Here is a 15514-nt window from a genome sequence, read left to right on the forward strand (position 1 = left end):
CTATTCAGCCGCAGCGCGATCGCTCGCGCGCAAAGCCAGGAAGCGTTCGGCCTCGAGGGCTGCCATGCAGCCAAGGCCGGCGGCCGTGACCGCCTGGCGGTAGGTTTCGTCCGCCACGTCGCCGGCGGCAAACAGGCCGGGAATCGAAGTTGCGGTCGAGTTCGGCGCCACCTCGACATAGCCTGATGGTTTCAGCTTGATCTGGCCTTTGACGAGGTCAGTTGCCGGCGCATGCCCGATGGCGATGAAGACGCCGTCGGCGGCAACATCCGTGAGCGCGCCGGTCTTGACGTTCTTCAGGCGCACATGGGTGACCCTGCTCGGGTTCTCGGCGCCGCAGATCTCGTCGATCGCCGAGTCCCACACCACCTTGATCTTCGGGTTCTTGAACAGGCGGTCCTGCAGGATGCGCTCGGCGCGGAAATGATTGCGGCGATGCACGATCGTCACCTGCGAGGCGAAGTTGGTCAGGAACAGCGCTTCCTCGACCGCGGTATTGCCGCCGCCGACCACGATCACTTCCTTGCCGCGGTAGAAGAAGCCGTCGCAGGTCGCGCAGGCCGAAACGCCAAAGCCCTTGAACTTTTCTTCCGAGGAAATGCCGAGCCAGCGCGCCTGTGCACCGGTGGCGAGGACCACGGTTTCCGCCAGATAGACGTCGCCGCTGTCGCAGGTCAGCCGGAACGGCCGCTGCGCCAGTTCGAGTTTGGTGACGAGATCGGTGACGATCTTGGTGCCGACATGGGCCGCCTGCTTCTCCATCTGCTCCATCAGCCAGGGTCCCTGGATGACGTCGGCAAAGCCCGGATAGTTTTCCACGTCGGTGGTGATGGTGAGTTGTCCGCCGGGCTGGATGCCCTGGATCAGCACCGGCTCCAGCATCGCGCGCGCCGCGTAGATCGCCGCGGTGTAGCCGGCGGGGCCGGAACCGATAATGACGACCTTGGCATGGATAGGCGCAGGCATCGGCGGATCCCTCTCTTATTCGGGGGTTTGTTTTTGACTTGAGTAGAAAGCGCCCGGAAGGAGGTCGCGGCGGCGCTGAAAGTGTCAAATCCAAGTCTAAGATATCTGGGTAGCTATGCAAGAATTGCAATTCATCCCAGCGAATTTTCCCCGGAACTGAAGTAACAATCGCGAAATATGGCGTTGCACGCGCAATAAAATTGCGCAAGCGGCGCGGCCTGCGCTAAGAGAGTTGCAGTAGGGCCCGCCCAGCGCGGCCAGAATCAGGGAACCCGACGCGCGTGTCGAAGAATCTTGACGAAATCGACCTTCGAATACTTGCCGAAATCCAGGCCGATGGCCGAATCACCAACGTGGAACTGGCCAAGCGCGTCGGCATTTCGCCGCCGCCCTGCCTGCGCCGGGTCCGCACGTTGGAGGAGGAAGGCTACATCCAGGGCTATCGCGGCCTGTTGGATCCGCGCCGGTTAGGCTTCGACGTCACCGTGTTCGCTTCCGTCCACCTCTCCAGCCAGGCGGACGCGGATTTGCGCGCGTTCGAGGATTTCGTCCGCGCCGAGCCCCTGGTGCGGGAATGCTGGATGCTGTCGGGCGAGGTCGACTTCATCCTCAAATGCGTCGCGCCCGACATGGCGACGTTTCAGGATTTTGTCACGCACCTCACGGCCGCGCCGCATGTGCGCAACGTCAGAACGTCGCTGGTGCTGCACAATTCGAAATACGAAGCAGCCGTGCCGCTCGATGTGAAGGTGGCGGGGTGACGCGAGGGCGCGTCGTTACGTGCTTCGTAGGGTGGGCAAAAGCGCAGCGTGCCCACCATTCAGAGCAATGTCGTGATGGTGGGCACGACGCGAAGGCGCGTCTTTGCCCACCCTACGAGTCTCTACTTACTTCTTCCGCATCGCGTCGACGCTGTACGGCCCGCCGCCTGCCGTCGAAAGATAAAGACAGGCGAAGCAGAACAGAATCGCGAGCGTGCCGCCGTTGATGAGCGGAAAAAAACTCCTCGGCGCATGACCGATGAAATAAGCAAAGGCCATCTCGCCGGCAAGAATGAAGGCGACGGGCCGTGTGAACAGTCCGAGCAGCAAAAGCGCGCCGAAGATCAACTCAATCAGGCCGGCGGCTCCCGATAGCGACATCAGTTGCACCTTGTTGAGGAAGGCGTAGGCGTTACCCTCCGGAATTGTCGGAAACTTCAGAATCTTGGCGACGCCGTACTGAAACAGCAACAGCCCGGTCATGAAGCGAAACAGGCTCAGCGCCGTCGGTTGCCATTTCGCGAGCAATTTGTCGAATTGGTCCATGTCATCGTCCCCTTTGTTTGACGCGCTAGAATTTAGCGCCACGAGATTACGCGGTCTTGCCGGATCGCGTGTGATGCCGACACAACACCCCTGAAATTGAATCATTCCCCTTCAAGTCCCGCTGTGCGATATTGTTGCGATTGCAGCGCAACAATATGCCACCCCGGCAGACGGCTGTCTTGTCGACGCAAACGACGAGGTTTCGCCGCATCGGCGCCGATCCACTTAGTTATGATCGATAAGCATTGCCCGGGATTCGGATATTCTGAAATCCACCGCGCCACCACTCACAATCCTGTCAGCACGCCGGCAACAAAAAAGCCGCGTGGGAAACGCGGCTTTGTCGCAACAGTAACTTGCAGGTGACTACAGCATGATCCGGAAAAGTGGAGACCGGTTTTCCCTCGCGACAAACGCGGAACGCGTTTGCGCGGAGATCATGCTCAAATCAAAGAGGTAGAGCGGGAGGACGATTTGAAGAACGTCAGCGCGCTTTATCGCCACTCGACCTTGGTGATCTCGTAGGCCTTGGCGCCGCCAGGAGCCACGACCTCAACGGTCGAGCCCTTCTTCTTGCCGATCAGCGCGCGAGCCAGCGGCGAAGTGATCGAGATGCGGCCCTTCTTGGCATCGGCTTCCGGCTCGCCCACGATTTGCCACACCGTTTTCTTCTCGGTGTCTTCGTCGACCAGCGTGACGGTGGCGCCGAACTTCACGGTGTCGCCCGAGAGCTTCGAGATGTCGATCACGTCGGCGCGCGCGAGCTTGTCTTCGAGCTCGGCAATGCGGCCTTCGTTGTGCGACTGCTCTTCCTTGGCGGCGTGATATTCCGCGTTCTCCGAAAGGTCACCGTGCGAGCGCGCCTCGGCGATATGTTCGATGATGCGCGGACGCTCCACCGACTGGCGCTGCTTCAATTCGACCTCCAGGGCGGCATACCCGCTAGCAGTCATCGGAACCTTGTCCATCATCTCTTTCCGTCCTTCCCTCGTGCGAGCCGCCAGAGGTTGCGCGCACGAGCCACGCTTTCGATTTCGATCAGGCCCTTGAACTCGACACACGAACCCGCCAGCCCGTTGATTTTAGGCCCCGTTAGGGGCCTTACAACATCCAAACGGGCGGTGGGTTCCAGCCATGCCGGCTTTGTTGCCGATCGTTTCGCGGGCATTTTCGCCCGGCGAACGATCAGTTTTCGGAAAAATAGCTCTGTAGTGTGCGGACCTCAAGGTCCCCGCCCAGATAGGCGCGGATGCCCTGGGCGGCCGCAACAGCACCCGAAAGAGTGGTGTAATACGGCACTTTATGCAAGAGGGCAGCCCGCCGCAACGAGCGGCTGTCGGCCAGCGCCTGCGGCCCTTCGGTGGTGTTGAAAACGAGCTGAATGTCGCCGTTGGTGATGGCGTCGACGATGTGCGGCCGCCCTTCCAGCACCTTGTTGACCTTCTCCGTCGGAATGCCCTTGTCGGTCAGGAAGCGCTGGGTGCCCGAGGTGCCCATCACCTTGAAGCCGAGCGAGTGCAAGAGCCGGACCGCCTCGGCGATACGGGTCTTGTCGATCTCTCGCACCGAGACGAAGACGGTGCCCTTGCGCGGCACGCGGGTGCCGCCGCCGAGCTGGCTCTTTGCGAACGCCACCTCGAACGAGCGGTCGATGCCCATCACCTCGCCGGTCGAGCGCATCTCCGGACCGAGCACGGTATCGACACCGGGGAAACGCGCGAAGGGGAAGACGGACTCTTTCACGCCGACATGGCCGAGCTGCTTCTTCTTCAGCTTGAAATCGGCGAGCTTCTCGCCGGCCATGATCCGCGCCGCGATCTTCGCCACCGGCGTGCCGACGACCTTGGCGACGAACGGAACGGTGCGCGAGGCCCGCGGATTGACCTCGAGCACGTAGATCTCGCCGTTCTTGATCGCATATTGCACGTTCATCAGCCCGACCACGTCGAGGCCGAGCGCGAGCTCGCGGGTCTGCCGCTCCAGTTCTTCGATCATATTTGCGTCGAGCGAATGCGGCGGCAGCGAGCAGGCGGAGTCGCCGGAGTGAATGCCGGCTTCCTCGATATGCTCCATGATGCCGACGATGAAGGTGTCCTTGCCGTCGCAGAGGCAGTCGACGTCGATCTCGGTGGCATCGGACAGATAGCGGTCGAACAATAGCGGGTTCTTGCCGAGCACGGTGTTGATCTGCCCGGTCTTGTCGTTCGGGTAGCGTGCCTTGACGTCGGCCGGCACCAGCTCGGGTAGCGTCCCGAGCAGGTAATCGTCGAGTTGGGTTTCCTCGCGGATGATCTGCATCGCGCGGCCGCCGAGCACGTAGGACGGGCGCACCACCAGCGGCAGGCCGAGATCGGCGGACACCAGCCGCGCCTGCTCGACCGAATAGGCGATGCCGTTCTTCGGCTGCTTCAGGCGCAATTTGTCGAGCACGCGCTTGAAGCGGTCGCGGTCCTCGGCGAGGTCGATGGCGTCGGGCGAAGTGCCGAGGATCGGCACCTCGGCCGCTTCCAGCGCGCGCGCGAGTTTGAGCGGGGTCTGGCCGCCGAACTGCACGATCACGCCGTGCAGCGTGCCGTTCTGCCGCTCGGTGGCGACGATTTCCAGCACGTCCTCGGCAGTGAGCGGCTCGAAATAGAGCCGGTCGGCGGTGTCGTAGTCGGTCGACACGGTCTCCGGATTGCAGTTGATCATGATGGTCTCATACCCGGCATCGTCGAGCGCGAAGCAGGCGTGGCAGCAGCAATAGTCGAATTCGATGCCCTGGCCGATCCGGTTCGGGCCGCCGCCGAGAATGATGACCTTCTTGCGGTCGGAGGGCGCGCTCTCGTCGGCGAGCGCGCCCGCAAACGGCGCCTCGTAGCTCGAATACATGTAGGCGGTGGGGGAGGCGAATTCGGCGGCGCAGGTGTCGATGCGCTTGAAAACCGGTCGTACGCCGAGCGCGTGACGCTTCGCGGTGATCTCGGCTTCGGTGGACTCGGACAGCACGGCAAGCCGTGCGTCGGAAAAGCCCATCGCCTTCAGCATGCGCATGCCATAGCCGTTCGGCGGCAGGCCGTGCGTCCTGATCTTCGCTTCCATGTCGATGATGCCGCGCATCTCGGCGAGGAACCACGGATCGATCTTGCAGGAATTGAAGATGTCTTCGTTCGACCAGCCGAGCCGCATCGCCTGCGCGACCTGCAGGATGCGGTTCGGCGTCGGCGTGCCCAATGCGGCGCGGATCGCGTTCTTGTCGTCGCCGCGGCCGAGCCCCTCGATCTCGATCTCGTCGAGCCCGGTCAGTCCGGTCTCGAGCCCGCGCAACGCCTTCTGCAGGCTCTCCTGGAAGGTGCGGCCGATTGCCATGACTTCGCCGACCGACTTCATCGAGGTCGTCAGCGTAGTGGAGGCGCCGGGAAATTTTTCGAACGCAAAGCGGGGGACCTTGGTGACGACATAGTCGATGGTCGGCTCGAACGAGGCGGGCGTCGCGCCGCCGGTGATGTCGTTGGCGATTTCATCGAGCGTGTAGCCGACCGCGAGCTTGGCGGCGACCTTTGCGATCGGAAAGCCGGTGGCCTTCGATGCCAGCGCCGAGGAGCGCGACACGCGCGGGTTCATCTCGATCACCACCATGCGGCCGTCGTCGGGGTTGACGCCGAACTGCACGTTGGATCCGCCGGTCTCCACGCCGATCTCGCGCAGCACCGCGATCGAGGCGTCGCGCATGATCTGGTATTCTTTGTCGGTCAGCGTCAGCGCCGGCGCCACCGTGATGGAATCGCCGGTATGCACGCCCATCGGATCGAGGTTCTCGATCGAGCAGACGATGATGCAATTGTCCTTCTTGTCGCGCACCACCTCCATCTCGAACTCTTTCCAGCCGAGCACGGATTCCTCGATCAGCACTTCGTTGGTCGGGGAGGCGTCGAGACCGCGTTCGATGATGTCGAGGAATTCTTCCTTGTTGTAGGCGATGCCGCCGCCGGTGCCGCCCATGGTGAAGGAGGGTCGGATGATCGCGGGCAGCCCGATTTCGGACAGCGCCATCAGCGCCTCGCCGAGCGCATGCTCCTGGTAGCGCTTGCGGCGCTCGTTTTCCCCGATCGTCCATTGCCGCTCGAGCTCATCCAGCGCGTTGCCGGATAGTTTCTCGCGTTCGGCGAGGTATTTGTCGCGATAGGACTTCTTCAGCGCCGAGGCGTTGGCGAGCCGCGATTTCGGCGTCTGGAGGCCGATCTTCTCCATCGCATTGCGAAAAAGCTGGCGGTCTTCGGCCTTGTCGATGGCGTCGGCAGTGGCGCCGATCATCTCGACGTCGAATTTGTCGAGCGTGCCCTGACGGCGCAGCGACAGCGCGCAGTTCAGCGCGGTCTGGCCGCCCATGGTCGGCAACAGCGCAAAGCCGCCGGGGACGACGTAGCGCTCCTTCTCGATGATCTTGGCGACGATTTCAGGCGTGATCGGCTCGATATAGGTCGCATCCGCCAATTCCGGATCGGTCATGATGGTGGCCGGATTGGAATTGACGAGGACGATGCGGTAGCCCTCTTCCTTCAGCGTCTTCACCGCCTGGGTGCCGGAATAATCGAATTCGCAGGCCTGGCCGATCACGATGGGACCGGCGCCGATGATCATGATGGTGGAGATATCTGTTCTTTTGGGCATCAGCTCTCAGACTGGATTTTGGGCACAAAAAAAGGGCGCGCAGCCGCGCGTCCCCTAAGCCAAGAGCGCGGGTCACCCTCGCGCGCGGGTGGTCTTTAGACCAGATTCCGCACCCGCGAAACCCCCAAAGAGCCCCAATCAACCGCGTTTTTTGGAGGAAGTTGCGATGATTGCCGAGGCCCGGCTTCGCCTTTGGGCTACGCCGCGGGAGCCTTCGCTACGATAGGGCTTGCCGAGCCGAGGTCCGCCTTCGCTCCGCTACGGCGCGACAGCCTTCGCCACCGCTGGCTTGCCGAGCCGAAGCTGCGGAGCAGCGAAGGCTGGAGGCCCGGCCTGGATTTGAACCAGGATAAAGAGCATTGCACTGCTCCCGCGTCGACGCTTCCGCCACCGGGCCGAGGCAATCATTGCCCATCACGGTGCGGTGAACCATCCTTACCGTGCTTTAGGGTTAACAACCCTAGCGCGCGTTGTGCTCAATGGCGTTGGAGTGCGTGCCGCGCCACAAATGTCATGCGCCACGGATTGTGGCCGATGTTCTGATGCGCGCGGGAGGCGGTGAAGCCGGCGGCGGCGAGCTTCTCGATCATCTCGCCTTCGCTGTAGCGCTGCAGCCCGACGCGGGTACGCAGTTGGCGGTAGTCCGACAGCGCCGTGCTGGCGAGGCCGTAGAGCGCGTCCTTCAGAAAGCCATGAGTGCGCGCGAACTTCAGGAGCGCCACCACGTCTCTGGCCATGCCGACTTCTGGCCGCAGGATGTCGCCGAGCACCAGGCGACCGTTGGGCTTCAACAACCGGCGAATGACGGCAAACGCTGAATCCAGCTCCCCTGGCGTCATGTATTGCGCGACCGAATTCATGACGACGAGATCGATCGAGCTCTCGTTCATCGTCCGCAGTTCATCGAGCGAGCGGACGCGGATCTTGGTGTTCGGCGCAAAACGCGCGATCAGCCGGCCGCGAACGCCGGGCGCCGGTTCGGCCAGATAGAGTTTTGCGCAGGCATCCGCCACCTTGGCGGCTGAAAGCGCCTCGCCGCAGGCATAGTCCAGCACGACGGCCTCGGGCGAAGCGATATAGCCGATGATATCGCGTGCGATGATCTGGAAGTGCACGTCGCGATGCAGCCTGCTCGCATAAATCGTATGCGTGGAATCGTAGTAGTCGATCCATTCGTCCATCGCAGTCGGGTCCGGCAAAACTGGGGGGTTCCTGCAGCGGAACCGGTACTTAGGTGGGGCGTTAGACGGTCCGGCGCTCCCTGCCAATGCCGTCGTGCCAATTCCTAACAGGAAGGTTCAACGTGAGCAAAACAAGCAATAAATCCGACAAAATATCCCCCGACCTCGATACGCCGACCGACCTGCCACCGGCCGCCGTGGACAAGATCTCGGCCTCGCTCAATACGCTGCTGGCAGACGCTTTCGCACTCTATCTGAAGACCAAGAACTTCCACTGGCACGTCAGCGGCCGTCATTTCCGCGACTATCACCTCATGCTTGACGAGCAGTCGGAAGCGATCTTCGCCACCACCGACCAACTCGCTGAACGGGTGCGCAAACTCGGCGGTACCACGTTGCGCTCGATCGGGCAGGTCGCCAAGCTGCAGACCATCAAGGACAACAACGAGGACTACGTGCCGCCGCGCGAAATGCTGCGCGAGCTGATGGAAGACAACAAGCATGTGGCGGCCGCGATGCGCAAGGCACACAAGCTCGCCGACGAGCACGAGGATTCCGGCACTGCGGGCCTGCTCGAAACCTTCATCGACGAAACCGAGCGCCGCACCTGGTTCCTGTTCGAGGCCAGCCGTCAGGAAGGCGCCAACGTGGCATGAGTCGTTGAGGGCGAACGGCTCCGGCGATAGCCGGAGCCCGCCCGCGCCCGGTCAACGGGCCCGGAAGGCAGGCGCGCACAAAGCAGGCGCGCATAAAGAATGTGCTGCGCGATTCCGATAATCAATTTAAGCGAGCCTGCGCGAGACTGCCTTTATGCTGCATAGCGGCCGGCGCATTTGGGTGTCTGGCGGTCTGGCGATATGAATGCAACTTTAAAGCGCATACTGTAAAATTTGGAATCCAGCGATGCAGAAAATTGTCGAATTCCGTGACGTGACGTCGTCCGGCCGTCGTGCCGGCCCATCCGGACAGCGCGCCGGCGACACGCCGGTCGCGCCATCGGCGCCGCCGTCGATCGAACCGATCTATGCGGTGGTCGATTCATTGTCTCGCACCCTGGAATGCATCAAGACGATGTGCGCGAACGTTCCGAACGGGCCGATCCGCGACAAGCTGGAGATCGAACGGACAAATCTCGTCATCGGGCTTTTCGTCGCGCGGATCGCGGCGATGCGGATTTCGTCGAGCGAGCCGGTGCCGGCGGCCTTGGCCCAGCCGAGTTTTCCGATTGCCAGGCGCGGATGACGGCTTTTCACCGCGTGCTGCGTTTCCATAGCCGGACCAGCGGCCCGTCTTCGCCCCGCACCGGATCGGTCTTCGGCAACTTCACCTCCGGGATCGTCTTCAGCGCCTTGGCGTGGTTCTCCGGCGTCGGACGCGTGATCTGCATCGGCGGTCCGGGCGGATAGGCGCCGACCACGCAGAAATCGGGAGTTGCGAACACGCATTGATGCCCGGTGCCGGCCGGGAGGATGGCGACATCGCCGGGCGTGATCTCGAACTCCTGGCCGCGGTTGCCGCCGAAGCGGACGCAGGCCCGGCCGCGGGCGACGCCGAGCGCCTCATGCACCGTGGCGTGGTAGTGCACATAGTCGTAGACGCCATTGCGCCACATCGCGCCCCAGCCATTTGCGCCGAACAACCCCTCGATGGTCTTCTCCGGGTGATCGTTGGCGACATCGACCGCGCCTTTGTAGACCAGGAACGGCAGGGGATTGTTGGGCACGAGGCCGTCATCCTCGAACACAAAGGTGAGCGGCTCGATATCGGTGCTGACGACGGACATGGTTGCTCTCCACAAATCGCAGCAGATCGTAGGGTGGGCAAAGGAGCGTTAGCGACGTGCCCACCATTCCGCGCGCGGACGTGAATGGTGGGCACGGCGCAAGTGCGCCTTTGCCTACCCTACAGCTCCAAACCACCCTCCGCGCTTCACGTTCCCTTCGGAATCTCGAAAACCAGGCACGTTGTCGTCGCATGCGCGAGCAGCCGGCCTTTGGCGTCGGTGATGCGCGCTTCCGCCGTCGCTGCGCGGCGACCGACATTGAGCGTCTTGCCCTCGCTGCGGACGGGGCCGGTATCCTTGGTCATGCCCCTGATGAAAGAGATCTTGAATTCCAGCGTGGTGTAGCCGGTGCCGGCGGGAAGGGCGCTATGCACCGCGAGCCCCATCGCGGAATCCAGCAGGATCGCGGCATAGCCGCCATGCACCGAACCGATCGGATTGTAATGCCGGAAGCCCGGCACGCTGTAGAACACCACATGTCCCTTCTCGGCGGTGGAATCGAACGGCTCGACGTTCTGCATGATCGGCGGCGCCGGCAGCTTGCCGTCGAAGATGCCGCGGACGAATTCGAGGCCCGACATCGAGGCCATCACCTCCGTCGGCGTTACGCCGTATTCGACCTGCGGAGCGACGGGATTGTCGTCCATGGAGTTGGCTCCCGATGTTCGATGATGAATACCATATTAACGCGCGCCGATGCCCGCAATCATCGTGTCCCGGACGCGGTGCAGCCTAGAGCGTTAGCCTATCAGGTTGCAAGTAGCCGGCGGCGGTGAAGTAGTTTGTGGATTCTGCTGGCGTGTAGGTGTCGACGGTGCGCCCGATAGCGTCCCAAAGGCCGCCGACGGTGCGTTCGGCGGCCTTTCGCAAGCTTGCTTTGAGCTTGGCGAAGGCGTTTTCGATCGGGTTGAAGTCGGGGCTATAGGGCGGAAGGTAGAGAAGCGTCGCGCCAGCTGCCTCGATCATCTCACGTATGCGGGGCCCTTTGTGGCTGGAGAGGTTGTCCATGATGACAATAGCGTCGTCCGGGAGCTCGGGGACGAGCACCTTTTCGATGTAGGTTTCAAAGGCATCGCGATTGATGGGACCATCGAGCACCCAGGGCGCGATGATGCCGCGCGTGGTGAGGGCGGCGACGCAGGTTGTTGTTTTCCAGTGGCCGTGAGGAACGCTGGCCCGCAGGCGTTCTCCGCGCAGACATCGACCATGTGTTCGCGCCATGTTGGTCGATGCCCAGGTCTCGTCGATGAAGACGAGCCGATCCCGGTCGAGCTTGCCCTGGCTCTCGCGCCAGGCCTGGCGTCGCGTCAAGACATCCGGGCGATCTTGCTCTGTGGCATGGGCGGTCTTTTTTTACGCGTGATCTTGTGCCGCTCGAAGAAGCGTCGGATCGTGCCATAACCAAAGGACAGGCCTTGTTTGCTCAAGCTATCACGCAATTCCTCGATGGTGATGTCGGGTGAGGCCTTGAGCAGAGCCACGATCGTCGCATGATGGGCATCAATCCGGTGGGACTTGCGATCGCCGCCCTGAGCTCTCGGCTGGGCATCGCCTTGCTCCCGCTCGCGCGTTCGCCAGCGGCTTACGCTCGCCGCGCTGACGCCAAATCGCTCAGCAGCCTGCCGACCTGAAACGCCGCCTCCAATACAGGCCAGCACACGTTCGCGCAGATCCATCGACAGCGGTTTCGCCATGCCCGCCGGCCTCCAGTCCGGCGACCAGCTTGAATCACTAAAATGCTGATTTGTGAATCCCCGACGATTCAGTCAGATGGGCTAACGCTCTAGACGATGCGAAGCATCGTCCGGCAACGCTGCTCCGCAGAGCCGGGACCCATTTAGCTGGGTGGATGGAGCGTGGGCCCCGGATCAGCAGCGTACCGCGTCGCAAGAGCGGCGCGCGGCGCAGCATCCGGGGCACCGAGAGCGCTTACGCCCGCTTGTTCGCCCGCATCAATTCGGCAAACCGCTTGAACAAATAATGCGAGTCGCGCGGGCCCGGGGAGGCTTCCGGGTGATACTGCACGGAGAACACCGGCTTATCCTTGAGCTCGATGCCGCAATTGGAGCCGTCGAACAGCGAGATGTGGGTCTGCATCGCGCCCTCGGGCAGCGTGTCCTGGTCGACGGCAAAGCCGTGGTTCATCGAGGTGATCTCCACCTTGCCGGTGGTCTCGTCCTTGACCGGATGATTGGCACCGTGATGGCCCTGATGCATCTTTTTCGTCTTGGCGCCGACGGCCAGGCCCAGCATCTGATGACCCAGACAAATACCGAAAGTCGGCGTGCCGGACTGGATCACCTGCTGAATCACGGGCACCGCATATTTCCCGGTCGCGGCCGGGTCGCCCGGGCCGTTGGAAAGAAACACGCCGTCCGGCTTCATCGCCAGAATGTCTTCGGCCGAGGTCGTCGCCGGCACCACCGTGACCTTGCAGCCCTCGCCGGCCAAGAGCCGCAAAATGTTGCGCTTGATGCCGTAGTCGATCGCGACGACGTTGAATTCAGGCCCGTTCTGCCGGCCAAAACCCTTCTGCCAGGCCCACGGCGTTTCGTCCCAGGTGAAGCGCTGGCCGGAAGTCACCATCGGCACCAGGTCCATGCCCTCGAGGCCCGGCCATTCGCGCGCCTCTTCCTTCAGGCCGTGCAGGTCGAACACGCCGTTCTTCGAATGCGCGATCACCGCGTTCGGCATGCCCTTGCTGCGGATCAGCGCGGTCAGCGCGCGGGTGTCGATGCCGGAGAGGCCGATGATGCCGCGGGCGCGCAGCCACTGGTCGAGGTGCCGCGTGGCGCGGTAGTTCGAGGGATCGGTAATCGCCGAGCGCAGGATCACCCCGCGCGCGCCCGGCGTCGCCGCCATGTTCACCGTCTCGATGTCCTCGTCGTTGGTGCCGACATTGCCGATATGCGGGAAGGTGAAGGTGATGAGCTGCCCGGCATAGGAGGGATCGGTGAGGATCTCCTCATAACCGGTCATCGCGGTGTTGAAGCAGACCTCGCCGACGGCGTGGCCTTCCGCGCCGAGGCCGAAGCCTTCCAGCACGGTACCATCGGCAAGCACGAGGAGCGCGGTCGGTTTCAGGTCCGGCCAGGCTGAAGCGTTTTCAGATGTTGTCATGAGCGCACTTCATAGTCGCAAGCGCCCCCGCGCGTCAAAGCCGGAAGGCCAGAAAAGCGAGGGGATTCACATGCGTTTACCGCATATTTGACAACCGGTTCCGCCGGCCCCCCGCGGTTTTTGGCCAAATCCGGCCGGAGCGGGGGGACATTCGGTGCCGATGCTCCCGTCTCCGGCGCGTCGGTCCCTTCGCGGATCGCACCGGAATGCCAGTGGCGTGGCCCGCGCAGCCCCTATATAGACGCGGAATCTTCCGATAGACCAAGATCTTTCCGGCGGCACCATTCTCAGTGAGGCACCATGCTGCGCGACGACATCAACAACGCGGTCAAGGAGGCCATGAAGGCCAAGGACGAGCGCAAGCTCTCCACGCTGCGCATGGTCAATTCGACCATCAAGAACGCCGACATCGACGCGCGCGGGCAGGGCAAGCCGCCGCTGTCGGACGCCGACGTGCTCGGCGTGCTGCAGAAGATGATCAAGCAGCGCCAGGAGTCGGTCGAGCTCTACGACAAGGGCGGCCGTGCCGAGCTTGCCGCGCAGGAGCGCGAGGAGATCGCGGTGATCTCGGCCTATCTGCCGAAGCAGATGTCGGACGACGAGGTGAAGGCCGCGATCTCGGCTGCGATTGCCGAAACCGGCGCCGCCGGCATGAAGGACATGGGCAAGGTGATCGGCGTGCTGCGCGCGAAATTCGCGGGGCAAATGGATTTCGGCAAGGCCAGCGGCTTGGTGAAGGCGGCGCTGACGGGATAATATTTTTTGTGCCTGGGAACCTTCGCGCTGATGAAACATCGAATGAGTTCAAACCCGGAGTGATGACGTAGCGCAAAGCGCGGAGGAAGGCATGGCTGACCAGCAAGCTCCGCCCGCCGGTCCCGACCTGTCAAAGGGCATAGCCCCGTCCGAATTCGCAGGGGAGATGTTGCTCGGCCATGTCGGCGACGATGAAGTGCTGCTGGTGCGTTCGGGATCGGAAATTTTCGCGATCGGTGCGCATTGCACCCATTATCACGGGCCGCTCGCAGAGGGCCTCGTCACCGGCGAGGGAATCCGCTGCCCCTGGCATCATGCCTGTTTCGATTTGCGCACCGGCGAAGCGATCCGGGCGCCGGCGCTCAGCCCGGTCGCAGTCTGGAAGGTCGAGCAGCAAGACGGTCGCATCTTCGTTCGGGAAAAGCGCGAGCAGCCCAAGCCGCAGGTAATGGGCGTCACCGACGCGCCCGGCAGGATCGTGATCGTCGGTGGTGGTGCTGCCGGCTTTGCCGCCGCCGAGATGCTGCGGCGGCAGGATTATCGCGGCGGCATCGTGATGTTGAGCAACGAGGCGGCTGCGCCGGTAGACCGGCCGAACCTGTCCAAGGATTATCTCGCCGGCAGCGCGCCGGAGGAATGGGTGCCGCTGCGGCCGGATGATTTCTACACCGAGGCGAAGATCGACCTGCGGCTCAACACCGAGGTCACGTCAATCGATTCCAACGCGCGCCATGTCGTCACATCGGGCGGTGAGACTATCCCCTATGACCGTTTGCTGCTGGCGACCGGCGCGGAGCCGGTGCGCCTGCCGATACCGGGCGCAGATCAGCCACACGTCCACGTGCTCCGCTCACTGGCCAACTCCCGTGCGATCATTGCGTCGGCCGGCGGCGCGCAACGCGCGGTCGTGATCGGCGCGAGCTTTATCGGGTTAGAGGCCGCCGCGTCGCTGCGCGCCAGAAATATCGAGGTTCATGTCGTGGGTCTCGAGCAGCGGCCGATGGAGCGCGTGCTGGGGCCCGAGCTGGGCGACTTCGTCCGCGCCCTGCATGAAGAGCACGGCGTCATCTTCCATCTCCAAGACACCGTAACCGGTATCGATGGTAAACACGCGACGCTGAAGAGCGGCAGCACGATCGAGGCCGATATCGTGGTGGTCGGCGTCGGCGTGCGCCCGCGTCTTGAACTGGCCGAGAAGGCGGGGCTGGCGATCGATCGGGGCGTCACGGTCAACGCCTATCTGGAAACCAGCATCCCCGACATCTATGCCGCGGGCGATATTGCGCGCTGGCCCGATCCGCATTCCCTCGAGACCATTCGAGTCGAACATTGGGTGGTGGCAGAGCGCCAGGGCCAGACGGCGGCACGAAACATGCTCGGGCAGCGCGAGCCGTTTCACGCGGTGCCGTTTTTCTGGAGCCAGCACTACGATGTGCCGATCAATTATGTCGGTCACGCCGAGACATGGGACGAAATTACCGTCGACGGCGATATTTCCGGCAAGGATTGCCTGCTGCAGTACAAGCGCAACGGCCGCGTGCTCGCCGTCGCCTCGATCTATCGGGACATCGCAAGCCTCGAGGCCGAGCTTGCGATGGAGAAGGCGCGGGCGCCTTAAGTCAGGCCACAAAACGTAACCCCACGTCATGCCCGGGCTTGTCCCGGGCATCCACGTCTTTAAACTCGCGGTAGGCAAGCAAGACGTGGATGGCCGGAACCCAGCTACGCCACGGCTTCACCGGGCACTCCAG

14 protein-coding genes and 1 tRNA gene are annotated in these 15514 nt (G+C 62.8%); 5 read left to right on the forward strand and 10 right to left on the reverse strand.

Annotated features, from left to right (window positions below; genetic code table 11):
• A complete protein-coding gene (trxB, locus tag LMTR13_RS04595; RefSeq protein ID WP_065726867.1) occupies positions 1-966 on the reverse strand; it encodes a thioredoxin-disulfide reductase in 966 nt (321 codons plus the stop codon).
• A gap of 281 nt (positions 967-1247) precedes the next feature.
• Between trxB and LMTR13_RS04600 the strand changes: the two genes are divergently transcribed.
• Positions 1248-1727, forward strand: a complete 480-nt coding sequence (locus LMTR13_RS04600; protein ID WP_028350193.1) for an Lrp/AsnC family transcriptional regulator — start codon at positions 1248-1250, stop codon at positions 1725-1727.
• 126 nt (positions 1728-1853) lie between these two features.
• Here LMTR13_RS04600 and LMTR13_RS04605 read toward each other — a convergent pair whose 3' ends face one another.
• The 5 genes from LMTR13_RS04605 to LMTR13_RS04625 all read right to left on the reverse strand — a co-directional run bounded on the left by LMTR13_RS04605 (position 1854) and on the right by LMTR13_RS04625 (position 8104).
• Entirely contained in the window at positions 1854-2273 is a 420-nt protein-coding gene (locus LMTR13_RS04605; RefSeq protein ID WP_065726868.1) for a DoxX family protein, read from the reverse strand.
• Positions 2274-2767: 494 nt separating this feature from the next.
• Positions 2768-3241, reverse strand: a complete 474-nt coding sequence (greA, locus tag LMTR13_RS04610) for a transcription elongation factor GreA (RefSeq protein ID WP_156795430.1) — start codon at positions 3239-3241, stop codon at positions 2768-2770.
• A 217-nt stretch (positions 3242-3458) separates the two neighbouring features.
• A complete protein-coding gene (gene carB / locus LMTR13_RS04615) occupies positions 3459-6923 on the reverse strand; it encodes a carbamoyl-phosphate synthase large subunit (RefSeq protein WP_065726870.1) in 3465 nt (1154 codons plus the stop codon).
• 321 nt (positions 6924-7244) lie between these two features.
• A tRNA-OTHER gene (locus tag LMTR13_RS04620) sits at positions 7245-7320 on the reverse strand.
• Between the two features lie 79 nt (positions 7321-7399).
• Positions 7400-8104, reverse strand: coding sequence for a class I SAM-dependent methyltransferase (locus LMTR13_RS04625; RefSeq protein ID WP_065726871.1), 705 nt, complete (start codon positions 8102-8104; stop codon positions 7400-7402).
• Positions 8105-8190: 86 nt separating this feature from the next.
• Here LMTR13_RS04625 and LMTR13_RS04630 point away from each other — a divergent pair, with 86 nt between their 5' ends.
• Complete coding sequence (locus tag LMTR13_RS04630) at positions 8191-8760, forward strand: Dps family protein (RefSeq protein ID WP_065726872.1); 570 nt, start codon at positions 8191-8193, stop codon at positions 8758-8760.
• A 247-nt stretch (positions 8761-9007) separates the two neighbouring features.
• Positions 9008-9346, forward strand: a complete 339-nt coding sequence (locus LMTR13_RS04635) for a hypothetical protein (RefSeq protein ID WP_065726873.1) — start codon at positions 9008-9010, stop codon at positions 9344-9346.
• 7 nt (positions 9347-9353) lie between these two features.
• On the opposite strand, the gene LMTR13_RS04640 is transcribed toward LMTR13_RS04635, so the two are convergent.
• The 4 genes from LMTR13_RS04640 to carA form a co-directional block, all read right to left on the reverse strand.
• Complete coding sequence (locus LMTR13_RS04640; protein WP_065726874.1) at positions 9354-9887, reverse strand: cupin domain-containing protein; 534 nt, start codon at positions 9885-9887, stop codon at positions 9354-9356.
• Between the two features lie 146 nt (positions 9888-10033).
• Positions 10034-10534 (reverse strand): PaaI family thioesterase, encoded by a 501-nt coding sequence (locus tag LMTR13_RS04645; protein WP_065726875.1) that lies wholly within the window; start codon positions 10532-10534, stop codon positions 10034-10036.
• Between the two features lie 85 nt (positions 10535-10619).
• A protein-coding gene (locus tag LMTR13_RS38650) for an IS630 family transposase (protein ID WP_156795382.1) occupies positions 10620-11581 on the reverse strand; the annotation gives its coding sequence in 2 pieces (ribosomal slippage) (positions 10620-11242 and positions 11242-11581; 963 coding nt in all).
• A gap of 235 nt (positions 11582-11816) precedes the next feature.
• The gene (carA, locus tag LMTR13_RS04660; RefSeq protein WP_065726876.1) at positions 11817-13007 is read right to left on the reverse strand and encodes a glutamine-hydrolyzing carbamoyl-phosphate synthase small subunit; all 1191 of its coding nucleotides are present in this window, start codon (positions 13005-13007) and stop codon (positions 11817-11819) included.
• A 300-nt stretch (positions 13008-13307) separates the two neighbouring features.
• Between carA and LMTR13_RS04665 the strand changes: the two genes are divergently transcribed.
• Positions 13308-13763 (forward strand): GatB/YqeY domain-containing protein, encoded by a 456-nt coding sequence (locus tag LMTR13_RS04665; protein WP_065726877.1) that lies wholly within the window; start codon positions 13308-13310, stop codon positions 13761-13763.
• A 91-nt stretch (positions 13764-13854) separates the two neighbouring features.
• Positions 13855-15381, forward strand: a complete 1527-nt coding sequence (locus LMTR13_RS04670; RefSeq protein ID WP_065726878.1) for an FAD-dependent oxidoreductase — start codon at positions 13855-13857, stop codon at positions 15379-15381.
• The last annotated feature ends 133 nt before the right edge of the window (positions 15382-15514 follow it).

The sequence above is a fragment of the Bradyrhizobium icense genome (genome assembly GCF_001693385.1).
GTDB lineage: Bacteria > Pseudomonadota > Alphaproteobacteria > Rhizobiales > Xanthobacteraceae > Bradyrhizobium > Bradyrhizobium icense.